The organism is Streptomyces sp. NPDC054883 (assembly GCF_053610645.1).
Window position 1 is genome coordinate 1 of record NZ_JBSGYT010000055.1, and the last position, 22227, is coordinate 22227.

The following is a 22227-nucleotide window of genomic DNA, read 5'->3' on the forward strand; positions in this document are numbered from 1 at the left end:
GGGCCCGGTCCGGACCCCGGCCCCTCCGGGCGGATGACCTCGCCCTGCACGATCTTGCCGTCCGGCTGGTGGATGCGGGCCTGCTGGAACGCGGCGCCGAAGCCGCCGGGGGACGCGGAGGTCATCGTACGTTCCAGGGAACGGGCGAACCGGCGACCCACCAGCGCCCGGACGGGCGGGAGCAGCAGGAGCAGGCCGGCGGCGTCGGACAGCAGGCCCGGCAGGATCAGGAGCAGGCCGGCCAGCATGATCAGGGCGTTGCCCCGGCCCGGCTGCTGCGGGGCGGGCGCCCGGCCCTGCTGTGCCTGCTGGAAGCCCGCCGTCAAGTTCCGGAAGGCCCGGCGGCCGGCCCGCTTGATGACCACGCCGCCGAGCAGCATTCCGCCCAGGACGAGCAGGGCCACGGTCAGGCCGCCCGCCGCCCCCGCGACCAGGCTGAGCAGCCAGATCTCCAGGATGAACCAGGCGGCGGCCGCCAGCGGGAGGTACGTACGGGCGGCCGAGCGCCGCCGGGGAGCAGTCGAGGTGCCGGTCGTCATGACCCCAGTGTGCCCGGGGTGGCGTAAAAGCGACCTCAGTCGGAGGTACCGGACATCCCCTAAGGGGTGTCCGGACACTTCCTAGACCTCGGGCTTGCCGGTGAGTCTGGCCGTGCGGGCCTTGATGCCCCACTGGGTGACCCGCCACAGGGCCTCGACCACGATGTCCTTGCTCATCTTGCTGTCGCCGAGCTCGCGCTCCACGAAGGTGATGGGGACCTCGACGACCTTGAAGCCCTTGCGGACGGCCCGGCGGGCGAGGTCGACCTGGAAGCAGTAGCCCGCGGAGGCGACCTGGTCCAGGCCGAGCCCCTCCAGGGTCTCGCGGCGGAAGGCGCGGTATCCGCCGGTCACGTCGCGGATCGGGACGCCCAGCATCAGCCGGGAGTAGGTCGACCCACCGCGGGAGAGGATCTCGCGGCTCTTGGGCCAGTTGACGACCCGGCCGCCGGGCACCCAGCGCGAGCCCAGGACCAGGTCGGCGCCGCCGAGCGCGGTCAGCAGCCGGGGCAGTTCCTCCGGCCGGTGCGAGCCGTCGGCGTCCATCTCCACGATGACGCCGTAGCCGTGCTCCAGGCCCCAGGCGAAGCCCGCGAGGTAGGCGGCGCCGAGCCCTTCCTTGCCCTTGCGGTGCAGGACGTGGACGTGGTCGTCGGAGGCGGCCAGTTCGTCGGCGAGCTTGCCGGTGCCGTCCGGGCTGTTGTCGTCGGCGACGAGGACGTACGCCTCGGGCACCGCAGCCCGGACGCGGCCGACGATCAGCGCGATGTTCTCCGCCTCGTTGTACGTCGGGATGATCACCAAGGTGGTACCGAGGGGCCCGTAGGTCCGCTGTCCGCCGTCGCTCACTGGGTCCCCTTGCATGCTTCTCGTCCAGCCCCGCCTCGTCCGTCCCGTCTCAGCGGGACGATTTTAGAACAGCGATCGGGGCCCGCGGTCCTTCGGGCCGGCCCGGCTCCCGCTGGCTGCGGGTGACCGTGGCCGTTGTCTACTGGACCGCCGGGCCCCGACCCGGGGCCACCCTCCCCCAACTGCCGCTGGGGGCGCCCGCACCGGCGAAACCTTCCCTCGCCCCCGAGGCGCGGGCGCGCTGAGCGGACGGATCCGTCCGGAAGGGACGTCCTGTGGTGGACCCGGCCGAACCTATCCGGGTCCGGCCGCCGGTACCGAACCGAGGCCCGCCGGATCACCCCTGTGGCCGTACGAATACCTCCCGGCCGCCCACGACCGTCGCCAGGCACACCGGGAGATCCGCGCCGGGCGTCAGATCGGGCAGACCCGGGGTGCCGGAACGCGGATCCGTCGACCAGCGGGCCACCCGGTCGTCGGGGGCCTGCACCACGAGTTCCTCCGTCCGCCAGACGGCGTAGTCGGCGGGGGCGCCGGGCACGAGGGTGCCCGCGTCGTCCCGGCCCAGTGCCCGCCACCCGCCGCGGGTGTGCGCGGCGAAGGCGGCGCGTACGGAGATCCGGTGCTCGGGGGTGCGGTGGAAGGCGGCCGCGCGGACGGTGCCCCACGGGTCGAGGGGGGTGACGGGGGCGTCCGAGCCGAAGGCGAGCGGCACCCCGGCCTTCAGCAGGGCCGCGAACGGGTTGAGGGTCCCGGCCCGGTCGGCGCCGAGCCGGTCGGCGTACATGCCGTCCGCCCCGCCCCAGGCGGCGTCGAAGGCGGGCTGCACGGACGCGGTCAGGCCCAGCTCCGCGAAGGCGGCGATGGTGGCCGGGGTCATCATCTCGGCGTGCTCGACGCGGTGGCGGGCGGCGCGGACGCGGGCGAGGCCGACCTTCTCGGCGGCGGCGCGGACGCCTTCGACGACGGCGCCGACGGCGGCGTCACCGATGGCGTGGAAGCCGGCCTGGAGGCCCGCCCCGGTGCAGGCGGCGACGTGCGCGGCGATGTCGTGGGCGTCGAGGTAGCCGGAGCCGGTGTGGGCCGCGTCGGCGTACGGGGCGTGCAGGCAGGCGGTGTGCGAACCGAGGGCGCCGTCCACGAACAGGTCTCCGGCGGCGCCGACGGCGCCGAGCCGCACGGCGAGGTCGACGTCGCGGTCGGCCCAGTACCCGAAGACGCGCGGGCCGGGGTGGTCGGCGGCGAGATCGAGCAGGGAGGTGAAGTCCTCGGGCGAGGAGATCTCGGGGCCGCCGCACTCGTGGACGGAGCCGATGCCGAGGGAGGCGGCGCGGTCCAGGGCGGCGCGCTGCGCCTCGGCGCGCTGGGCCGGGGTGACGGCGTCGAGCGCGGCCCGGCGGACGGCGTGGTGGGCGTCGGCGGTCAGCGGCTCGTCGCCGGCCGGGCGGACGCCGGGGACGAGGTCCAGCAGGGCGGTGGTGACGACGGCGGAGTGCACGTCGACCCGGCTGAGGTAGAGCGGGCGGCCGCCGGCGGCCTCGTCGAGCTCCGCGCGGTGGGGGGCGCGGCGCTCGGGCCAGCGGGCGGGGTCCCAGCCGTGGCCGAGGAGCACCCGGTCGGCGGGGCGGCGGGCGGCGTAGGCCCGGACGAGGGCGAGGGCCTCGGGGAGGGAGCGGGCCCCGGACAGGTCGAGGCCGGTCAGGGCGAGGCCGGTGGAGGTGGTGTGGACGTGGGCGTCGGTGAACGCGGGGGTGACGAGCGCGCCGTCGAGGTGGACGACCTCGTCCACGCCCTGCGCGAAGGCGTCGGCGGCGCCTTCGGAGCCGACCCAGGCGATGCGGCCGCGCTCGACCACCATCGCGGTGGCGAAGGGGTCGGCGGGGCTGTGCACCTCGCCGCCGCGGAGCAGGACGGTGCGGTGGGTTCCGGCGGCGGTGGCGGAGGCGGTGCGGTCAGTCATGCCCCCAGTTTCGCTGGTCGCCCGCCCCCACCCGGACACGCCCCCCTGCGGGCGGCCCGCACGGTGGCCGTACGGCCGAGCAGGGGCGGTCCGCGGACGGGGGCCGCGCCGGACGGGGGCCGGCGCAGCGGTGCGAGCGCCGCGTGGAGAGGTCAGACGCGGGGCGGGCGGGCTTCGTAGGGGGTGGAGAGGACGACCGTCGTGCGGGTGGCGACGTGGGCCAGGGCGCGGAGGCGGCCGAGGAGGTCTTCGAGCTCCAGGGGCGTGGCCACCCGCACCTTGAGGATGTAGTTCTCGTCGCCCGCGACGCTGTGGCACGCCTCGATCTCGGGGACGCCCGCCAGCCGCTCGGCGATGTCGTCCGGGGCGCTGGGGTCGAACGGTTTGACCGAGATGAATGCCGTCAGCGGCAGCCCGACGGCCTCGGGGTCGACGACGGCCGCGTAGCCGCGGATGACTCCGCGCTGTTCCAGGCGGCGTACTCGCTGATGGACTGCCGACGTGGACAGTCCGGTGGCCTTGCCCAGATCCGTGTAGCTCATCCGCCCGTCCCGTACGAGCAGATCCACGATCTGGCGGTCCAGCTCCTCCATTGCGCTCATAGCCGCTCAACCTATTGCCCAGAGCCGCTCCAGGCACAGCGGTGTCCACGGGGAAACGGCACCTGCGGCGGGCATGTGACCAAGGCCACAGGGCTATGGATGCATACGCCCGGCTCTCGTGGTTACTCGTGCCGCGCGACGGGAAGTGCTTGCTGTGGCCGCGGCTGAAGAATCTGCCCGCCCGGCCCACCCAAGGGGGAGTACAACCATGCTGAACACCGATCGCGCCGGCCGCATGAGCGAATCCGAGTACGCGGACGACGCGGACTACCTCGAAGACGCCGACGGTTTCGACATCCACCACGCGGTCTGCCCCGACTGCGGGCAGTCGATCGCCCTCGTCGCCGACGAGGAGTACCTGCCGGAGCACGCGCTCTGCCTGACCCCGTGGAACCCGTTCGGGCTCACGGTGTGCGCGGGCACGGGCCGCCCGGCCTCGGAGGCGCTGCCGACCGTGGGCGCGTTCCAGCCGGACGCGCAGGAGCTGGACCCTGTGGTGATGCTGACGCTGCCCCAGGGGCTCGACTGGCGGACGCAGCCCTTCTCGCACGTCGGCGGTCCGGGCTCGCGTCCGGTGCGGATGCCTGCGACGGTGCTGCCGCCGCAGCTGCGTCAGCACGCGCAGGCCGCCTGACCGGCCGGGCCGGGGGCCCTACCAGTACGTCCCCCGCACCATGGCGGCCAGCGTGGCGCGGTGCAGGATGAGTCCGTCGGGTTCGGCCGGAACCTCGACCTCCCCGAAGTGCGCCTGCCGGTAGGCGATGCGCAGCATCACGATGCCGTGCCGCAGGGCGGCGTACAGGGTGTGGAACTCCATGTCGCGCGGGGTGTGCCCGGTGAGTTCGGCGTAGCGGCGTTCGAGGTCGTCGCGGCGCAGGAAGTCCGGCAGGCCCGGCTGGCCGAAGCCGACGGTCAGGTCCTGGAAGAAGCGGTGGAGGTAGACGGTCCAGCCGAGGTCCACCTCGCGCGGGGCGTACGCCGCCATCTCCCAGTCGAGCACGGCCACCGGTTGGAAGCCGTCGGCCTGGTAGATCACGTTGCCGATCCGGGCGTCGCCCCAGTTGAGGACGGGCTCGCCCTCGTCGGCGGGCCAGAGTTCCTCCAGCCGGTCGAAGGCCCGCTCCAGCAGCGGTGAGGGGGCCAGGCCGTCCACCACCCAGGAGTAATAGGTGCGTTGGGCCTCGACGTGGCGGCGCAGCGGGCTCCCGGGGCCGGGCGGGAGGAGGAACTCCGCCTGTTCGGCGGGGAACTGGTCGTGCAGGCGGGCCAGGAGGGAGATGCTCGCCTCCTGGAGCACGGCGCGTTCGGCGTCGGTGGCGGAGTGCAGCCAGTTGCCCTCGTACGTGTAGGGCATGACGTCGGGCGGGACGCGGCCTTCGGCACGGGCCATGACGAAGAAGGGCGCGCCGAGCGGTCCGGGATCCTCCTCCAGCCAGCGCACCCGCGGTACGGGCAGGTCGGTGTGTTCGGCGACCAGCCGCATCACGCGGTACTGGCGGCCCATGTCGTAGGCGGGGAAGACGGTGTAGGCGGCCGGGTCGGCGGCGAGGCGGAGGGCGCAGGCGCGGTCGGGGACGGGCACGTCGGGGTGCTCGACGTCGAAGAGGAGGGTCTCGCTGGACATGCCGTTGGAGCCGGGTACGGAGGTGTTGGTGACTTCCGCGCCGGGGAGGCGGGTGCCGAGCCAGGCCGTCAAGCGCCGGCCGAGTTCCTCGGGCTCGCGGGTGGAGGTGCGGGGACGTGGTGCCGTTGCCATGGACTGCCCCTCCTGCTCTTTCCGGTTCGGGTGCGTTCGGCGTTCGGGTACCGGCTACGGGGCGACCGAGGCGTAGTCGGCGAAGCCGCTGGGGTCGTGGCGGCCGAAGCTGCCGTGCTCGAAGATGCCGTGGCCGACCCGGCCGTCGAGGGTGAAGCGGGCCGAGTGGTCGGTGACGCCGAAGGCGGCCATGGGGTGGGCGGCGGGATCGGAGAGGTCGTGGACGCGCCGGTCGGTCCAGCCGCGGCCCTGCCAGGTGCCGTGCTGCCAGTCGGCGGCGGGCGGGTAGCCGGCGCCGACGGCGAGCGGGGAGGAGTTCAGGATCTCCACGCCCAGTTCGAGGGGCTTGCGGGCCGGATCGGTGAGGTGGACGACGGCGCCTTCGGGGTGGCGGCTGCCGGTCCGGTAGCGGATGTCGGTGTGCGGCCAGCCGAGCTGGACGTCGCCGCGGCCGCTGCCCTCGGGGAAGACCTGGACGGCTTCGCTGAGCGTGCGGTGGCCGTCGGCGTCCTCCTGGGCGATGACCATGAGGAAGCGGTCCTCGAAGCGGACGGGGATCCAGAGCCAGTGGAAGCCTTCGGGGCGGTACTCGTCGGCGGCGCGGCCGCCGTCTTCGCCGGGGATGGGCCGTACGCCCCAACTGCGGTCGCGGGTCCCGGTCCAGGCGCCGGCGGTGAGGGCGAGCTCCTCGCCCTTGGCCCGGATGGTACCGGTGACGTGGCCCGCCTGGACGAAGCGGCGGCCCTCCAGTACGAGGCGGTCGCCGCGCCGCTGGATGTGGTGCGGTTCCCACACGGCGGGGAACTCGGCGGTCCAGGTGATGTCGCAGGAGAGCCCCTGGGGGTCGGCGGGGTCGGCGGCGCAGTGGAGGCGGATGACGCGGAGCGGTTCGTCGACGGTGATCCGCAGGGGGCCGACGGAAAGGTTCATGCGGTCGTCGGTGAGGGCGTCGGAGGCGCGGACGGCGAGGAGTTCGTCGCCGAGTCGCAGGGTGGCGTAGGCGTCGATGACGCCGGCGTTGGGGTAGACGCCGAGGCCGAGGATGAGCACGGCCCGGCCGGCGTGGTCGAAGACGTGGAAGATGCAGCGGTCGTAGGCGTTGCGGTCACCGCTGACGAGGTGCTTCATCGACAGCGGTGCCTGGTGGATGGGGTACTCGTCCAGGGGTACGGGCCGGTCGGCGGGCATGGTGAACCTCCTGCGCAGGGGTGGGCTCCGCTCGGGCGAATATGACGGTACGTCAGAAATGGCTGCTGGTACCAGGGTTGCGCACACCACGCCACCCCGGCACACCTGGCCGGCGCGCGGCCCCTCCGCGTGCCACGCTCCCCACGTGGCCGGGGGCTCGGCGGGGTCCGCCGCGCGAGGACGGCCGGCGCCGTAGTTTGGTCGGGTGACGACTACCGAAGCGCAAGAGGCGTTTCTGCAGGCATTCCACGCCGAGCACCCGGCGGTGACCGCGGAGGCGTTCGGCCGCGGCCTCTCTCCGGACGGCCGGTCCAGCTACCAGATCCTGTGCGATCGAGTGGCCGGGAGCAGGCGAGTGCTGGATCTCGGCTGCGGTGATGGCCTCCTGCTCGAACTGTTGGCCCGAGGGGAGGGCAGACAGCTCGCGGGGGTGGACCTGTCGGCGCATTCCGTGGCGCTGGCACGACGTCGGCCGGCACTTCGCGGGGCGCGGCTGGAAGAAGCCCGGGCCCAGGAGCTTCCCTTCGCCGACGACGGCTTCGACGCCTGCGTCTCCCACATGGCGCTGATGTTGATGGGCGAGGTCGAGCAGGTCGCGGCCGAGGTCGCCCGAGTGCTGGCCCCCGGAGGGGTATTGGCATGCGTGGTGGGAGGTGGGGCCGTCGGTGGTGAGGCCTATGACCGGTTCCTGGGGCTGTTGCGGCGCACGATCGAGGAGATGCCCGCCGCACGGCGCATCCCGGCGTTGGGGGACAGAAGGACGCGCAGTCGCGAGGGGCTCGATGAAGTCCTCGGACCGCTGGGCTTCGCCCCGGTGGAGTGGGAGACCGTTCCCATCGATCTGAGCGGTCCGGTACGGGACGTGTGGGCTGCCGTCTCCACTCTCTACGACCTCGGTCCGCTCGACGGGGCGAATGTGGAGCGGCTGCGTGAGGTCTTTTTCTGCGAGGTGCGGGACATGACGACGCCGGAGGGGCTCGTCCCCTGCGGGTTCAGGATCCACGTCGCGACGACGCGCCTGCGTGAGCGGGCCGGCGGCCGGTAGCCGGCGGCCCGGGCGGCGAGCCGGGCACGGGTCACCGCCGGTCACGGTCCGGCGGCCCGCCTCCACCCCTGCCAGGGTGGCGCGCCGGCCGGGTGCGGTCGTTATCGGGGGCGCCTCGGCAGTGGACGGGGGTGCCCCCAGCCTGCGACCCGGGAACGCCCTGGAAGCGGAGGCCGCGCGGCCGGACCCCCGCCTCATCGACCGCCGGCGCCGTCGACGGCGGTGCGACCGGCCTCGCCGCCGCACCGACGATCGGGGCCGCACGGGGCGCACCCGACCACTGCCGTCCGTCCCCGCGCCCCTACGCCTCTCACCCGGCCGAGGCCGCGGCACGGGCCCGCCCGAGGGGGAGGGCGGGTGTCAGACCGTCGGGCGAACCGGCTCGGTGCGCACCCGAGAGAGGCCGGCACCCCCGGCAGCCGCTCAGGGCCGCCTTCGGCGGTCACCAGAGCGCTGCTCCCATGGCTGCCGCGACCCCCAGGGCGCCGACCCGCTCCGTTACCGCGCTCTGCCCGCCTCCCACGCCGGCAGAAGGCTGCGGGCAGCCGGGCGCACAGGCACGCCCGACGGGCGGTGCAGGTGGCCGGGGCGAACGGCGGCGTCGCACCCGGCGGTCCAGCGCGCCCCCGAAGGTGGCCCGGGGGCCCCGAATGCCGCACGCGCCGACCGCCACCACCGCCGTGCCCCGCCCTCCCCCACGCCCCGCACCAGCCGAGGGCCGGGCACGGGCGGGAGGGGCATTACCGGGCCGAACGGCTGCGTCACCGCCGCGGTTCCGGTGCGCGTCCGTACGGGGCCGGGGCCCCGTACGGTCAGTCGGGGCCGCATTCGGCGGTCGCCCCACGCCGCCGCACGGGCGGCCGAGGGGAGGGCCGGCTCCCGCCGAGGTGGGGTCAGCGGGTTTCCGGGCCGGCCAGGTGGCGGGCGATGACCATGCGCTGGATCTGGTTGGTGCCCTCGACGATCTGGAGCACCTTCGCCTCGCGCATCAGCCGCTCCACCGGGAAGTCCGCGGTGTACCCGTAGCCGCCGAGCACCTGCACCGCGTCGGTGGTCACGGCCATCGCCGCGTCGGTGCAGAACAGCTTGGCCATCGCCGCCTGCCGGGAGAACGGCTTGCCCGCGTCCCGCAGCCGTGCAGCCGCCAGGTACAGCGCCCGGCCCGCCTCGATCTTCGTCGCCATGTCGGCGAGCATGAAGCGCAGGCCCTGGAAGTCCGCGATCGGGTGCCCGAACTGCTTGCGGTCCAGGGCGTAGCCGAGGGCCTCGTCCAGCGCCGCCTGGGCCACGCCGATCGCGCAGGCGGCGATGCCGAGCCGGCCCGCGTCCAGGGCGGCGAGGGCGATCGTGAAGCCCTGACCTTCCTCGCCGATGCGCCGCGAGTCGGGCACCCGGACCCCGTCGAAGTGCAGCTGGGCGGTGGGCGAGCCCTTGAGGCCCATCTTCTTCTCCGGCACGGCCGCCGTCAGCCCGGGGGCGTCGCCGGGGACGAGGAAGGCGGTGATGCCCTTGGGGCCCTCGCCACCGGTGCGGGCGAGCACGGTGTAGAAGTCCGCGACCCCGCCGTGAGTGATCCACGCCTTGGTGCCGGTGATCACCCAGCCGTCGCCGTCGCGCACCGCCTTGGTGCTGAGGGACGCCGCGTCCGAACCGGCGGCGGGCTCGGAGAGGCAGTACGCACCGAGCAGGCCGCCGCCCAGCATCGCGGGCAGGTGGGCCGTCTGCTGCTCCTTGCTGCCGTACCCGGCCAGGCCGTGGCAGGCCAGGGAGTGCACGCTGACGCCGAGGCCGACGGTCAGCCGGGCCGCCGCCAGCTCCTCCAGCACCTGGAGGTAGACCTCGTACGGCTGCTCGCCGCCGCCGGACTCACCGTCGTACGGCAGGCCGAGCAGCCCGGAGTCGGAGAGCAGGGCGAAGACCTCGCGGGGGAAGCGGCCGGCATCCTCCTCTTCGGCGGCCCGGGGGCGGATCTCCCGCTGCGCGATCTCTCGTACGAGCGCGAGCAGATCGCGGGACTCTTCGGTGGGCAGCTGACGTTCCACCGGCTGCGGGGCGCGGTCGTTCATGGCGGCGCTCTCCTCCCTCATCGGGCACGGCGACGGCGCGTGAGGTGTGGGACGCGCCGCCGGGTCTCGGTGCTCTCACAGCCGATACTGCCCTCCCGGATCACGGAAGGGCCTGTTCAGCGGCTGCGGCGGCTTGAGTATGCCCGATCAGGGGCTTCCCGTCACCGGTAGTTGATCGTCAAGGTCCCCGACCGCGCCGGAGGCCCCGTCGAGTACGGGTGGAGCCGGGCACTCGGGTACAAACTCCTCGATCACCGCCAAAGTGGCCCGTAGCTGGCGCACCAGCAACGCCCCCAGTTCGGCCCGGCCGGGCAGCCCTTCGGCGGCTTCCGACCCGAGCCCGCCGATCCATTCCAGGGTGGTTCCCTCGACCCCGGAGAGCCAGCCGACGAGGGCCAGCCGGGCGACCGGCGGGACGGCGCGGCGACCGTACGCGCCCTCGGCGATGGTGGCCACCAGTTCCTCGCGGACCGCGTCGCGGATGGCGAGGACTTCGGCATCGGAGCCGACGCCGCCCGTGACGATGGTGCGGTAGGCGGCCTGGTGGTGCTCGGCGTAGTAGAGGTAGCCGTCGATGGTGCGGCGGGCGCGTTCGGCGCCGGTCAGTTCGGTGTCCGCGCGGGCGCGGGCGACGAGCTCGGCCACCGACTCCTGCACGATGGCGAGGTAGTAGCCGCGCTTGCTCTTGAAGTAGTAGTAGACCAACCCCTTGGCGACGCCGGCCTGTTTGGCGATGTCGTCCATGGAGAGCGCGTCGTACGAGGTGTCGGCGAACAACTTGCGCCCGACGGCCATGAGTTCGGCTCTGCGGACTTGCGAACGGCCCGTCGCGCCGGGCTGTCGGGCGCGGCGCCGACCGCGCTGTTGACTATTATTCAAATACGGCCCTAGCCTCGAACTCCCACAGGACGCCCGCAGTATGGCAGACCTGTCACACGCACTTCCCTGCGCACGGACGACGTACGGGAGGCACTTCCATGAGCTCGCACAACAGGCCCGAGGGCCGGGTCGACTGGCGCAAGACGGCGGCCGTGGCGCTGCCCGCGGTCGTCGCCGTCGGGGTGATGACCACGGTCATGGCCCAGGGCGCGCTGGCCGCGTCCTTCGCCGTATCGGGGACCAGTTTCCAGGTCTCCTCCTCCAAACTGAGCAGCAAGGGGCTCGCCTCCTACGTCCAGACGGACCGGTCGGCGGACGGGAAGGGGCACCCGGTGGCCCTGCTCGGGATCGGCGAGGCGACCCTCTCCGACATCTGCCAGGCCGCCCGGGTGGACACCCCGCTGGGCACGGTGGTCTTCAAGCTGACCGCCGGCGGAGCGGCCGGGCAGGTGACGGCCGGCAATCTCGTCATCGACGGCGAGGACCTCGACGGTGACGCCACCTTCGGCACCGCCCAGATCGGCCGCGACGCCTCCACCCTCGACCAGGTCGACGGGGTCAGGGGCGAGGCGGGCAAGTTCGGGCTCCAGGCGGGGAACATCGAGGTGCTCAACGTGAAGTCCCACGCCTGGTCCGCCACGGGCGGCGACTTCCGGCTCAAGGGCATGCGGCTGAGCGTCGGCCTGGACGGCGAGCAGTGCTTCTAGGAAGGGCGGCGCAGGGCGGGGAGCTTTCGCGTCGGCGCACCCGGCCCCGGCTCCCGCTTCCGGGCCCCCGGGAACGGCTGCGCGCATGGCGCCGGACCCGGCCGTTCTGGGGCGGCCTGCTGGTGCTGCTGGGCGGGGCCGAGCTGCTGCTGGTGCCGCTCTCCCCGCTGACGGTGCTGGTCAGTCTCGGTCTCGGCGGGATCGCGGCCATCGGGATCGGGGCCGCGCTGATCGTGGCGGCGCTCTTCCTGTGGTTCCTGCCCCAGGCGAAGGCGTACGTCTCCGTGCACGCGCTGCTGCTGTCGGTGCTGTCCTTCGTGGCGACCAACCTCGGCGGCTTCCTGGTGGGGATGCTGCTCGGCGTCGCGGGCGGCGCGCTGGCGTTCGGCTGGACGCCGCGCCCGGCCGGGGAGCACGGTGGCGCGCCGGAGACGGCCGGCGGCGCCCCGCGCGTCCTGGCCGCCGTACTGCCGGTGGCGCTGTTGGCGTCGCTGACGACGGGGGCGACGGGCGCTCCGCAGGCGCGGGCCGCGGCGCTGGAGGAGCCGCTGACCGCCGCCCGGACTCCCCCGACGGTGACCACCTCGCTCTTCGCGCCCCGGGGCTTCGCCCTGGCGGGAGTCGCCGAGGTGGCGACGGCCGGGGGACCGCGCAAGGTGCTGGTGCTGAAGATGGCTGCCGCCTCGCTCAGCGACTACCGGCTGCACACCAGGGACGGCCGGGACGAGTACGGGCTGGCCGCCTCGTCGCTGGAGCTGCGCGGCGACGTGACCTTGTACCTGACCAGGTTCAGCGGCTGCATCGAGGGGCTGCTGTGCGTCACGTTCAGCCCCGAGGGGCTGCCCGCTCCGCCGGTCATCCCGCCGTTCGCCTTCATGACGCGGGTCAGCGCCGAACAGGCGCTGGTCACCTCGGACGTGATCGTCACGGACGGGCTGCGGCTGGAGGCGTCGTGAACCCGGTGGGGGTGACGCGTGGCGGGCCGGTCAGAGCCAGCCGACCTGGGTGACGAACATGGCGACGACGACCACCAGGGTCCAGCCGAGGACGTGTTCCAGCCAGGCGCCGTCTTCCTTGGGGCCGCCGGTGCCGACGAGACGACGGGCGCGGGTGAGGGGGGCGGGGCCGGTGAGGGCCGAGGTGCGTGCGGTCATGCCGTCCAATGTGGCAGCCTTCGCGGCTTTCGCGGTAGAGACGAGCATCACGGGTGGCGCACCTCACGCCGGCCCCGCGCCGCCACCCTTCCGGCCGCGCGGCCGTCGCCGCACGCGTCGCGCCCGCCGCGGGAAGCGGCGGGCGCGAACGGTCCGACGGACGACGGGGGGATGCGTCAGGTGCGGCGCATCCGGCCGGCGCCGCGGCGTCCCGGATTCGCCATGGCGGCCATCGCCAGTGCCAACAGGGTGCCGACGGCGCCCGCGATGACGTTGCTGACCACGGAGCGGGTCGTGTCGACGTTGCCCGCGATGACCCACGGGGCGATGATCGTCCAGAGGGCGATGCCGAGGGCGGTCCACGCCATGGCGTGGGTGCGCTCGTAGGCGGTCCCCAGTCCGCCCATGCACAGGCAGTACGCGAGGCCTGCGATGAGGTTGTTGACCGCCAGCGCGCTCAGCACGCTGAATCCGGCGATCCACGGCGATGCCGCGATGTAGAGCCCCGTGATGAGGGCCAGTGCCTCCACCGCCTGCGCCCGGGGTGTGCTGGTGACCTGCTCGAACCGGGTGCGCATCTCGGCGAGGTCGGGGTGGTGTTCGATGCTTGAGTGCGTGGTCATGTCGGACTGCCTCCTGTTGAAGCTGCTCCTACACCCCCTCTGCCCTTTATGCCCCACTTACAACCCATTCGGTGGCGGGCAATTCGACGGGGCATCCAGTGGGGCGGCCGGGCGTACCGGACCTCCCGCCGACGTCCGGCCCCCACGCCTCAGAGCACGCCGACCGAGCGCAGGGCCGCCAGCTGCGCGGCGCCGGGACGGGACGGGACGTAGAGGTAGCAGATGCCCCCGGTGGCCTGGACCTCCTTGCCCGCGGCGTTGTGGCGCCTGGTGCGCAGCCAGACGTTCTCGAACTCGGTACGGCGGTAGACCCGGCGCACGGCTTCGTCGTCCGCCGAGTTGGGGTCGTTGGCGATCACGTCTCCTGCCCCGGTGAAGCCGATGACGGTCATGAGGTGGCCGGAGGTGCCGTACCCGGCGCCGGTGAGCTCCTCGGGCAGGAAGGACTGCGAGGTGATGACCGGGATGCCGGCGCGGATCAGGGTTTCCAGGTCCGCGAGGGAGGCCAGCCGGGTCACCACCGCGGCCAGGTCCCGGTAGGTGGCGGCGTAGGCGGCGTTGAAGGGCCAGTTCCCGCAGCCCTTGTAGGCCGCGTCGTAGGTGGAGCGGGCGGCGTGGCAGACCTGCGGGTCGGAGTAGGAGGGGTTCACCCACGCCAGGTCCCGGGCGGTGGGCTTGCGGCCCCAGAACTCGACGGTCATCTGGGAGGACGTGGGGCTGCACCAGGCCTCGCCGCCGTTGTCGTACTCGGGGTACCGGCCGACGTGGATCTCCTGCGAGTAGCGCGGGACCTGGAGCTCGCGGGCCGTGCCGGAGGGCGCCGACGGGGGCACGGTGAACCGGTCCGGGACGCCCGAGGCCATCGCTCCGGCCAGCCACACCGTGGGGCCGCCGGTGGTGCCGGGCTTGCGGTGCAGGGTCAGGCGCAGCTGCCAGCCCCGCAGGCGCACCCCGCTCGCCTTCGCCGGGGTGTCGATGGCCAGGGTGTCGGTCCACACGGTGCTGCGGCCGTCGGTCTGGCCGTCGACCGAGGTGCGCCGGATGTCGCTCTCGCCCGAGGCCCAGCGGCCCATCACGTACCAGGGGGTGGTGGTGCCGTCGCCGTAGCTGCCGCGCAGCTCCGTCTGGATCCAGCTGCCGGCCGGGGTACGGGCGTTCCAGGAGGCGACGGCCTCGGTGGCGGCGACGGCGGAGCGGTGTACGGGGGACGTCCAGGTGGCGTAGTCCCAGGCGGCCGTCCTGCCGGTGTGCGAGTCGGTGTACTCGGTCCGGCCGGCCGGGGCCCCGATCTCCAGGCCGGGGCGGGCCCCGGCGACGGCCTTGGTGCCGTGGTGGGTGCCGGCCTGCCAGTGGGCGTACGAGTACCAGAACAGGTTGTCGATCGTCGGGGCGGTGGCGCCGGCGTCCCGGCGGGGCCGGGCGGCGGCCGCGGCCTTCCCGCCGGGCACCGTGGCCACGGCGGCGGCCGCGAGGGCCGCGGCGAGCAGGGCCCTGCGCGGGGTGGGTGCGGTCATGGTGGTGGTCCCCCCTGGGGTCGGCGCGGTGGATCGGCTGTTCCACCCTTCCAGTTCCCGCGCGGCGGGTGCCGGAAGCCGGGGGCCGTGTCGGACGGTCCTGGGTACACCGGACGGGCCGCCGGGCCCGTGGGTCATAGGCTGGCCGGGTGGAGCAGCCCGAGCAGTCCCCCCACTCCCCCCTCTCCCCCGGCTGGCCCCTGGGCCCGCTGGCGCGGGAGCTCGCCGCCCTGCCGCCCTCCCTCGGACCGGTGCGGCTGATCGGCGTCGACGGGCACGCCGGGTCCGGCAAGAGCACTTTCGCCGAGCGGCTCGCCGAGGCGCTGGACGGCGCTCCGGTGCTGCACCTGGACGACGTGGCCACGCACGAGGAGCTGTTCGACTGGTTCGGGCGGCTGCGCACCCAGGTTTTGGAGCCGCTGGCGGCCGGGCGGGCCGCGCACTGGGCCCCGTACGACTGGGTGCTGCGCCGGTTCGGTGCCGAGCGGGTGCTGGAGCCGGCTCCGGTGCTGGTCGTGGAGGGGGTCGGGGCGGGACGGCGGGCGCTGCGCCCGTGGCTGGCGCGGCTGCTGTGGATGGAGACGCCGCGCGACCAGTCCTGGGGGCGCGGACGAAACCGGGACGGGCGTGAACTTTCCGGTTTCTGGGACGAATGGGAGCGCGCGGAGCTCGCGCACTTCTCGGACGACCCTTCGCGCCCCTTCGCCGACACGCTGGTACGCCAGAGCGGTACGGGATACGAGTGGACTTCCGGGGCCCCTGGTACCGCGAGAACCCCGGCTTCGATCACGGAACGTCACGGGCTCCCCCGGGCCTGAGCGCCGCCCCCGGCGGCCCGCCGCAGGGCCGCCCCGAGCCGCTTGACCTCGCCCCCGCCACGGTCGTACGTTCTGAATGCGCGGTCCGCGAGGACCGCAGCGGACGCGGAGCCCCCGATTGTTCCCCCGTGATCGGGGGCTTCGTTCTGCCCGGTGCGGGTCGCGGACGGCCGGTCGGGGCCGCACTTCTTGCTCCTTCCTTCACCCAGAGTCACCACGGCGGCCCGGGAAGGGTCCCCGACCCGCGGCCTCCGCACCCTGGGTAAGGAGCGTGACCGCGGGTACGATGCAGCCCTGATTTCATCGGCATGGTGGACGACTCGCGGGACCGCTCCGCGGGTTGCCGCGCACCACGGGGGCAGGCTTGTGGGGGATGTGATGGACTTCGGCATGCCGGGCAGCACCCACGCCCCGGCCGAACTCGCCTGGCTGCGCGGCGTCGACGCCTGCACCATGGGCGCCTACCCGCAGGCCGAGGAGGAGTTCCGCACGGCGGTGCGGCTCGATCCCGCGATGGCCGACGCCTGGCTGGGCCTGCACGCGCTCCGCGTGGACACCACCGACGCACTGTTGCGCATGTACGCGCACCGGGACCGCTTCGGCGAGCAGCGGGCCCGCCACCGGCGGACGCTGAACTCCTGGTACTGGCTGGGCTGGTGGGTCCAGCCGGTGCTGGAGAGCCGCCGGGACCTGCTGCTGGCCCACGCCTCGCACTGGCTGGACGGCCGCCACGTGCCCGAGCTGGACCAGGCGCTGGCCGCCCTGCCCCCGGTCGACACCGATCCGCAGGTCCGCTTCCTGCACGCCTGCCGGGCCTACCTGGTCAAGGACTGGGAGCAGCTGGTGCGGCACACCGAGCCGCTGGTGGACGATCCGCAACTGGGCATCGAGGCACGCCTGTTCGGCGGGATGGCCCGGGTCCGGCTGGAGATGTACGGGCAGGCGGAGCCGATGCTGGCGGCGGCGCTGATGCGCTGTCGCAGCGAGCAGCCGCAGCGCAAGGAGCTGCGGTACTGGCTGGCGCGGGCGCACGAGGGGACCGGCCGCAGCGCCGCCGCGCTGCCGCTGTACCGGGCGGTGCACCGGGTGGACCCGGCCTTCATGGACACCGCGGCGCGCCTGACGGCGATCGCCGACAGCAGCGACCCCGACGACATGGCCGGCTACGCGGGCTACGGGCACTCCGGCGAGGGTTTCGCCGGGCACGGCCCGGCCCCGGCGGGCGGCGACCTGGCGGCGGTGGCCCTCGGCGGCGGGGGCGGCGGTCCCGCGCAGGACATCGCGGCGGACTCCCAGCCGGAGGCGGACCCGCTGCTCTGTGAGCCGCCGGAGCTCCGCTTCGGTCCGCCGGACGCGGGCCGGGCGGACGGGACGCGCCACAAGGCGGCGTTACCGGCCCAGGGCGCGCCCCGGGGGCCGGGGCTGCCGGCCGGACCCGCCGATCCGCAGGCGCTGGCGCAGGCGCTCGCGGAGCTGGAGCGGATGGTGGGGCTGGAGCCCGTCAAGCGCCAGGTGAAGGCCCTCTCGGCGCAGCTGCACATGGCCGGGCTGCGGGCCGGCCAGGGGCTCCCGGTGCAGCCGCCCAAGCGGCACTTCGTCTTCTCCGGGCCCTCCGGGACGGGCAAGACCACCGTGGCCCGGATCCTCGGCCGGGTCTTCTACGCGCTCGGCCTGCTGGGCGGCGACCACCTGGTGGAGGCCCAGCGGGCCGACCTCGTGGGCGAGTTCCTCGGACAGACGGCCGTCAAGGCGAACGAGCTGATCGATTCTGCGATCGGCGGGGTGCTGTTCGTGGACGAGGCGTACAGCCTGTCCAACTCCGGCTACAGCAAGGGCGACGCGTACGGCGACGAGGCGTTACAGGTGCTGCTCAAGCGCGCGGAGGACAACCGCGACCACCTCGTGGTCATCCTCGCGGGCTACCCGGCCGGGATGGACCGGCTGCTGAGCACCAACCCGGGGCTGTCCTCCCGGTTCACCACCCGGGTGGACTTCCCGAGCTACCGGCCCTTGGAGCTGACCGCGATCGGGGAGGTACTGGCGGACGGGAACGGCGACCGCTGGGACGAGGAGGCGCTGGAGGAACTGCGCAGCATCAGCGGGCACGTGGTCGAACAGGGCTGGATCGACGAACTCGGCAACGGCCGGTTCCTGCGCACCCTCTACGAGAAGAGCTGCGCCTACCGGGACCTGCGGCTGGCCGGCTTCGCCGGCGACCCCTCCCGGGACGACCTGTCGACGCTGCGGCTGGCGGACCTGATGCAGGCGTACGGCGAGGTCCTCTCGGGCCGCGGACCCCAAGAACGCCCGGAACCGCCGCCGTTGTAACGGACGGCTGCGTCCGCCGGATGGCGGATACCCTGCCCGCATGGTGACGGGTGAGGGGGCCGAGGACCTCGGCGCGCATGCCGACGGCGGGGACTGGGCTTCCACCCGGTCCTGGGTGGAGAAGGGGCTCTCCGAGGGGGAGCGCGTCGAGCAGGTCGTGCGGCTGCGCGGCGGCTGGACGTCGCGGATGCGCCGGCTGGACCTGTGCGGTCCGGGCGGCCGGCGCTCACTGGTCCTGCGGTCCTTCGTCGAGCCCTTCTACCTGCGGCACGCGGAGGGCCTGCTGACGCGTGAGGCGGCCGTGCTGCGCCTCCTCGCCGGTACGGACGTGCCCGCGGCCGCACTCGTGGCGGTGGACGCGACGGCCCGGCACTGCGACCACCCCTCCTTGCTGATGTCCCTGCTGCCGGGGACCGTGTGCCTGGGCGACGGGGGCGCCGACGACCGCGCCGGACTGCTCGCGCGGCAGCTGGTGCGGATCCACCGGCTGCCGGTGACCGCGGAGCAGCGGCCCCGCGCCTATCAGGCCTGGGCCTCGCCCGAGCGGGTGAGCCCGCCCGCGGACACCGGGCGGCCCGAGCTGTGGCGACGGGCCGTCGACGGCATCCGCCGCGAGCCCCCGCCCCACCGGGGCTGCTTCCTGCACCGGGACTTCCATCCCGGCAACGTCCTGTTCACCGGCACCGGCGCCGGGCTGCGGATCAGCGGTGTCGTCGACTGGGTGGAGACCTCCTGGGGCCCGGCCGACCTCGACGTGGCCCACTGCTCCACGGCCCTCACCCTGCTGCACGGCGTTCCCGCCGGCATGCGGTTCGCCGACCGCTACGTCGCGGCGGGAGGGACCCTGGCCGAAGACCGCGCCGACCACCTCTACTGGCGGCTGCTGGACGCACTGGGCTTCGCCCCCGACGCGGAGAAGGTCGCCGTCCCCTGGCGTGAACTGGGCCGTACCGACCTGACCCCCGGCCTGATGGCCGGCAGGCTGGAGGCGTACGTACAGGCCCTCTTCGACCGCTACGGCTGAACGGCACCGGCCGCCACGACCCCGAAGAGTCCTGGTGGCCGGTGCCGTGCCGTGCGCCGGCCCCGGTCAGCCCGCCATGGCGTCTTCCGGCACGGGGGCCCGGCGGGCCGGCGGGGGTGTGCGGTGCGCGGGGTCGCGTACCTCTCCGACCAGCATCTCCAGGACGTCCTCCATGGCGACCAGGCCCAGCACCCGGCCGCCCGGGTCGGCGACCTGGGCCAGGTGGGTGGCGTCGCGCCGCATGACCGTCAGGGCGTCGTCCAGCGGGAGGGTGGCGGACAGGGTCGTCATCCGGCGCCAGACCCGCTGGGGTACGGCCCGCTCCCGGTCCTCCAGGTCCAGTACGTCCTTCACGTGCAGGTAGCCCATGAAGGCACCGTTGCCGGAGCGGACGGGGAAGCGGGAGTAGCCCGTCCGCACGGTCAGCTGTTCGATCTGGCGCGGTGTGACGTCGGGGCCGACGGTGACGAGCCGGTCCCGGGCGAGGAGGACGTCGGTGACGGGGCGGGTGCCCAGTTCCAGGGCGTCCTCCAGCCGCTCGTGTTCGACCGGTTCCAGGAGCCCGGCCTGCCGGGAGTCCTTGAGGAGCCGGCCGAGCTGGGCGCTGGTGTACACGGCCTCGACCTCGTCCTTGGGCTCGACCTTGAAGAGCCGCAGGACGGCCGTGGCGCAGGCGCCGAGCCCGGTGGTGACCGGCCCGCACAAGCGGGCGAAGGCGACCAGGCCCGGGCTGAACCACAGGGCGGTCTTCTCGGGGGCGGCCATGGCGAGGTTCTTGGGGACCATCTCGCCGATGACCAGGTGGAGGAAGACCACGGCGGCGAGCGCCACCGCGTAGCCGAGCGGGTGGACCAGTCCCTCGGGGACGTGGACGGCGTGGAACACGGGCTCCAGCAGCCGGGCCACGGTGGGTTCGGCGACCGCGCCGAGGGTCAGCGAGCACAGGGTGATGCCGAACTGCGCGGCGGCCATCATGCGGGGCAGGTTCTCCAGGCCGTGCAGCACCTGGCGGGCCCGCTTGGAGCCGGCCGCGAGGGGCTCGATCTGGCTGCGGCGTACGGAGACGAGTGCGAACTCGGCCCCGACGAAGAAACCGTTGGCCAGGACCAGGAGCAGGGCGAAGAGCAGTTGGAGCGCGTTCACCGGCCGACCGCCTCGAGTTCGGCGGGAGCCGTGAGCGGGGCGGTGCGCACGAGCCGGACGCGTTCGGCCCGGTAGCGGCGCACCTGGCGGACCGACAGCCGCCAGCCGGGGAGCTCGGCGCGGTCCCCGGGGGCGGGGATCCGGCCGAGCAGGTCGGCGACGAGACCGGCGACGGTCTCGTACGGGCCTTCGGGCACCTCCAGGCCTATCCGGCGCAGGGTGTGCACCCGGCAGCTGCCGTCGGCCTCCCAGGACGGCCGGCCGTCCTCGGCGGCCACGGCGGCCAGCTCGGGGCCGTCGTCCTCCGCGAGGTCGTGTTCGTCGCGTACCTCGCCGACGAGTTCTTCCACGATGTCCTCCAGGGTGACGACTCCGGCGGTACCGCCGTACTCGTCGACGACGACGGCCATCGGCTGTTCGCTGCGCAGCCGCTCCAGCAGCGGCTGCACCGGCAGTGAGCCGGGCACCAGCAGCGGGGCGACGCAGATCCGCGCCACGGTGGTGCGGCCGCGCTCCGCTTCGGGTACGGCGAGGGCGTCCTTGAGGTGGACGACGCCGGTGACCTCGTCGATGCGCTCGCGGTAGACGGGGAAGCGGGACAGGCCGGTGGCCCGGGTCAGGTTGAGCACGTCGGACGCGGTGGCCGTGTGCTGGAGGGCACTGACCTTCACCCGGGGCGTCATCACGTGCTGGGCCGTGAGCCCGCCCAGGGACAGGGTCCGTACGAAGAGGTCGGCCGTGTCCTGCTCCAGCGCGCCGGCCTGGGCCGAATGGCGGACCAGGGAGACGAGCTCGCCGGGGGTGCGGGCGGACGCCATCTCCTCGGCCGGTTCCACGCCCAGGGCCCGTACGAGTCGGTTCGCCACGGCGTTGAGGGCCGCGATGACCGGCCGGAAGGCACGGGAGAAGGACTGCTGCGGTCCGGCCACGAACCGGGCCACCTGGAGCGGCCGGGAGACCGCCCAGTTCTTCGGGACGAGCTCGCCGACGACCATCTGGACGGCGGAGGCGAGCAGCATGCCGATGACGACGGCGACGCCGGAGACGGCTCCCCGGGGCAGTCCGGTGGCGCCGAGCGGACCCGACAGCAGGGCCGCGAGGGCCGGTTCGGCGAGCATGCCGACGACCAGGGAGGTGATGGTGATGCCGAGCTGGGTGCCGGAGAGCTGGAACGACAGCTCGCGCAGGGCGCTGACCACCGTGCGGGCACGGCGGTCACCGTCGGCCGCGGCGCGTTCAGCCTCGGGCCGCTCCACGGTGACGAGGCCGAACTCGGCCGCCACGAAGAAGCCGTTGGCGAGGATCAGGGCGAATGCCGCCAGGAGAAGGAGTAGCGGGATGGTCATGCCGCCGCCTCCGCGGGGAGGGCGGCGCGGGTACTACCGGACGATCCGTCCATTGCTGGAGGGAGTCACTCCTCAAGTCGCAGTTGCCCACGGGCCACGGGGTCCCGGGGCCGGTGGCGGGGCGCACGGCTGCGCCCCGCCACCAGGGTAGTCATTGGGATCGCCGCCGCAATGGGACGCAGCGGGGAAGCCCGGGGTCAGTGGTCCTTCGTCCCGGTCCCGCGGGTTTCGGCGAGGGCGCGCAGGCTGCGCGCGTCGCCGATGGCCCGGGCCTTGGCGATGCCGGGCTGGATGCCGAGGACGGGCAGGCTGGTGCCGTCGTTGAGGTCGAGGAAGACCCAGGGGTCGCCCGGACGGAGGTTCACCCGGAGGATCTGCGCCCACTCCAGGCGGCGGGTCCGGGTGAGGTTGACGACGGTCACCCCCGCCTCGTCCGCGACCACCTTGGGGCGGCTGAGCAGGACGAGGACGGAGCTGAGCAGGACCGCGGTGCAGACGAAGCTGATCCGCTCGCCGGGGTGCAGGTCCAGGAGCAGGGCGATCGACGTGATGGTGACGAAGATGGCGAGGCCGGCGCCCAGCAGGACGGCCCGGGTGCGGGTCGGCCGGAAGGTGACCGGCAGGGCGGGCGGTTCGGGCTGGGCGGCGGCGTCGGCCATGGTGTGCGCTCGGTTCTGCGAGGTGCT

General features: G+C 73.9%; 21 protein-coding genes. 7 read left to right on the top strand and 14 right to left on the bottom strand.

The genetic code is table 11. The features are described 5' to 3' along the window. The 4 genes from fxsA to ACWGH1_RS30040 form a co-directional block, all read right to left on the bottom strand. A partial coding sequence (fxsA, locus tag ACWGH1_RS30025) for an FxsA family membrane protein (protein WP_453409177.1) occupies window positions 1-539 on the bottom strand: 539 nt, incomplete at its 3' end. Window positions 540-620: 81 nt separating this feature from the next. Beyond that, window positions 621-1388, bottom strand: coding sequence for a polyprenol monophosphomannose synthase (locus ACWGH1_RS30030; protein ID WP_453357694.1), 768 nt, complete (start codon window positions 1386-1388; stop codon window positions 621-623). 337 nt (window positions 1389-1725) lie between these two features. Then, on the bottom strand, window positions 1726-3348 hold the full coding sequence (locus ACWGH1_RS30035) for an amidohydrolase (RefSeq protein ID WP_453353634.1): 1623 nt from the start codon (window positions 3346-3348) through the stop codon (window positions 1726-1728). A gap of 152 nt (window positions 3349-3500) precedes the next feature. Continuing rightward, entirely contained in the window at window positions 3501-3941 is a 441-nt protein-coding gene (locus tag ACWGH1_RS30040) for an Lrp/AsnC family transcriptional regulator (RefSeq protein ID WP_168713945.1), read from the bottom strand. Window positions 3942-4158: 217 nt separating this feature from the next. Between ACWGH1_RS30040 and ACWGH1_RS30045 the strand changes: the two genes are divergently transcribed. Next, a complete protein-coding gene (locus ACWGH1_RS30045; protein WP_453353633.1) occupies window positions 4159-4584 on the top strand; it encodes a hypothetical protein in 426 nt (141 codons plus the stop codon). A gap of 18 nt (window positions 4585-4602) precedes the next feature. Here the strand turns inward: ACWGH1_RS30045 and ACWGH1_RS30050 are convergent, their stop codons facing one another. Both ACWGH1_RS30050 and ACWGH1_RS30055 read right to left on the bottom strand, forming a co-directional pair. Next, window positions 4603-5706, bottom strand: coding sequence for a phosphotransferase family protein (locus tag ACWGH1_RS30050; protein WP_453353632.1), 1104 nt, complete (start codon window positions 5704-5706; stop codon window positions 4603-4605). Window positions 5707-5760: 54 nt separating this feature from the next. Then, window positions 5761-6894 (bottom strand): hypothetical protein, encoded by a 1134-nt coding sequence (locus ACWGH1_RS30055; RefSeq protein ID WP_453353631.1) that lies wholly within the window; start codon window positions 6892-6894, stop codon window positions 5761-5763. A 205-nt stretch (window positions 6895-7099) separates the two neighbouring features. Between ACWGH1_RS30055 and ACWGH1_RS30060 the strand changes: the two genes are divergently transcribed. Beyond that, window positions 7100-7939, top strand: a complete 840-nt coding sequence (locus tag ACWGH1_RS30060) for a class I SAM-dependent methyltransferase (RefSeq protein ID WP_453353630.1) — start codon at window positions 7100-7102, stop codon at window positions 7937-7939. Window positions 7940-8832: 893 nt separating this feature from the next. Here ACWGH1_RS30060 and ACWGH1_RS30065 read toward each other — a convergent pair. Then, entirely contained in the window at window positions 8833-10005 is a 1173-nt protein-coding gene (locus tag ACWGH1_RS30065) for an acyl-CoA dehydrogenase family protein (RefSeq protein WP_453353629.1), read from the bottom strand. A 147-nt stretch (window positions 10006-10152) separates the two neighbouring features. After that, complete coding sequence (locus ACWGH1_RS30070; protein WP_453353628.1) at window positions 10153-10884, bottom strand: TetR/AcrR family transcriptional regulator; 732 nt, start codon at window positions 10882-10884, stop codon at window positions 10153-10155. Between the two features lie 98 nt (window positions 10885-10982). On the opposite strand from ACWGH1_RS30070, the gene ACWGH1_RS30075 reads away from it, so the two are divergent. Both ACWGH1_RS30075 and ACWGH1_RS30080 read left to right on the top strand, forming a co-directional pair. Then, window positions 10983-11591: a DUF6230 family protein gene (locus ACWGH1_RS30075; RefSeq protein ID WP_453353627.1), complete on the top strand. Its 609-nt coding sequence runs from the start codon at window positions 10983-10985 to the stop codon at window positions 11589-11591. Further along, window positions 11582-12547: a DUF6114 domain-containing protein gene (locus ACWGH1_RS30080; protein WP_453353626.1), complete on the top strand. Its 966-nt coding sequence runs from the start codon at window positions 11582-11584 to the stop codon at window positions 12545-12547. Before ACWGH1_RS30075 ends, ACWGH1_RS30080 begins: the two co-directional genes overlap by 10 nt. Window positions 12548-12577: 30 nt before the next feature. Here ACWGH1_RS30080 and ACWGH1_RS30085 read toward each other — a convergent pair whose 3' ends face one another. The 3 genes from ACWGH1_RS30085 to ACWGH1_RS30095 form a co-directional block, all read right to left on the bottom strand. Continuing rightward, the gene (locus tag ACWGH1_RS30085; RefSeq protein WP_453353625.1) at window positions 12578-12745 is read right to left on the bottom strand and encodes an SCO1431 family membrane protein; all 168 of its coding nucleotides are present in this window, start codon (window positions 12743-12745) and stop codon (window positions 12578-12580) included. 176 nt (window positions 12746-12921) lie between these two features. After that, window positions 12922-13368, bottom strand: coding sequence for an SPW repeat protein (locus tag ACWGH1_RS30090; RefSeq protein ID WP_453355581.1), 447 nt, complete (start codon window positions 13366-13368; stop codon window positions 12922-12924). Window positions 13369-13517: 149 nt separating this feature from the next. Then, window positions 13518-14882, bottom strand: a complete 1365-nt coding sequence (locus ACWGH1_RS30095; protein WP_453355582.1) for a peptidase C39 family protein — start codon at window positions 14880-14882, stop codon at window positions 13518-13520. Between the two features lie 200 nt (window positions 14883-15082). On the opposite strand from ACWGH1_RS30095, the gene ACWGH1_RS30100 reads away from it, so the two are divergent. The 3 genes from ACWGH1_RS30100 to ACWGH1_RS30110 all read left to right on the top strand — a co-directional run bounded on the left by ACWGH1_RS30100 (window position 15083) and on the right by ACWGH1_RS30110 (window position 19052). Then, entirely contained in the window at window positions 15083-15700 is a 618-nt protein-coding gene (locus ACWGH1_RS30100; protein ID WP_453409184.1) for a uridine kinase family protein, read from the top strand. A gap of 378 nt (window positions 15701-16078) precedes the next feature. Continuing rightward, entirely contained in the window at window positions 16079-18028 is a 1950-nt protein-coding gene (locus ACWGH1_RS30105) for an AAA family ATPase (protein WP_453355583.1), read from the top strand. 40 nt (window positions 18029-18068) lie between these two features. Further along, window positions 18069-19052, top strand: a complete 984-nt coding sequence (locus ACWGH1_RS30110) for a phosphotransferase family protein (protein WP_453409178.1) — start codon at window positions 18069-18071, stop codon at window positions 19050-19052. A gap of 66 nt (window positions 19053-19118) precedes the next feature. Here ACWGH1_RS30110 and ACWGH1_RS30115 read toward each other — a convergent pair whose 3' ends face one another. The 3 genes from ACWGH1_RS30115 to ACWGH1_RS30125 form a co-directional block, all read right to left on the bottom strand. Next, entirely contained in the window at window positions 19119-20195 is a 1077-nt protein-coding gene (locus tag ACWGH1_RS30115) for a hemolysin family protein (protein WP_453357171.1), read from the bottom strand. Then, window positions 20192-21541 (bottom strand): hemolysin family protein, encoded by a 1350-nt coding sequence (locus ACWGH1_RS30120; protein WP_453409179.1) that lies wholly within the window; start codon window positions 21539-21541, stop codon window positions 20192-20194. The genes ACWGH1_RS30115 and ACWGH1_RS30120 overlap by 4 nt, the downstream gene beginning before the upstream one ends. A 197-nt stretch (window positions 21542-21738) precedes the next feature. Beyond that, window positions 21739-22200, bottom strand: coding sequence for a PH domain-containing protein (locus ACWGH1_RS30125; protein ID WP_453354999.1), 462 nt, complete (start codon window positions 22198-22200; stop codon window positions 21739-21741). Window positions 22201-22227 lie beyond the last annotated feature (27 nt).

Excerpts from the sequence above, each read along its gene's own strand:
- ACWGH1_RS30035 (WP_453353634.1), bottom strand. The coding sequence starts at position 3,348 with ATGACTGACCGCACCGCCTCCGCCACCGCCGCCGGAACCCACCGCACC.
- ACWGH1_RS30040 (WP_168713945.1), bottom strand. The coding sequence starts at position 3,941 with ATGGAGGAGCTGGACCGCCAGATCGTGGATCTGCTCGTACGGGACGGG.
- ACWGH1_RS30045 (WP_453353633.1), top strand. The coding sequence starts at position 4,159 with ATGCTGAACACCGATCGCGCCGGCCGCATGAGCGAATCCGAGTACGCG.
- ACWGH1_RS30050 (WP_453353632.1), bottom strand. The coding sequence starts at position 5,706 with ATGGCAACGGCACCACGTCCCCGCACCTCCACCCGCGAGCCCGAGGAA.
- ACWGH1_RS30055 (WP_453353631.1), bottom strand. The coding sequence starts at position 6,894 with ATGCCCGCCGACCGGCCCGTACCCCTGGACGAGTACCCCATCCACCAG.
- ACWGH1_RS30065 (WP_453353629.1), bottom strand. The coding sequence starts at position 10,005 with ATGAACGACCGCGCCCCGCAGCCGGTGGAACGTCAGCTGCCCACCGAA.
- ACWGH1_RS30075 (WP_453353627.1), top strand. The coding sequence starts at position 10,983 with ATGAGCTCGCACAACAGGCCCGAGGGCCGGGTCGACTGGCGCAAGACG.
- ACWGH1_RS30085 (WP_453353625.1), bottom strand. The coding sequence starts at position 12,745 with ATGACCGCACGCACCTCGGCCCTCACCGGCCCCGCCCCCCTCACCCGC.
- ACWGH1_RS30090 (WP_453355581.1), bottom strand. The coding sequence starts at position 13,368 with ATGACCACGCACTCAAGCATCGAACACCACCCCGACCTCGCCGAGATG.
- ACWGH1_RS30095 (WP_453355582.1), bottom strand. The coding sequence starts at position 14,882 with ATGACCGCACCCACCCCGCGCAGGGCCCTGCTCGCCGCGGCCCTCGCG.
- ACWGH1_RS30105 (WP_453355583.1), top strand. The coding sequence starts at position 16,079 with ATGGACTTCGGCATGCCGGGCAGCACCCACGCCCCGGCCGAACTCGCC.
- ACWGH1_RS30110 (WP_453409178.1), top strand. The coding sequence starts at position 18,069 with ATGGTGACGGGTGAGGGGGCCGAGGACCTCGGCGCGCATGCCGACGGC.
- ACWGH1_RS30120 (WP_453409179.1), bottom strand. The coding sequence starts at position 21,541 with ATGACCATCCCGCTACTCCTTCTCCTGGCGGCATTCGCCCTGATCCTC.
- ACWGH1_RS30125 (WP_453354999.1), bottom strand. The coding sequence starts at position 22,200 with ATGGCCGACGCCGCCGCCCAGCCCGAACCGCCCGCCCTGCCGGTCACC.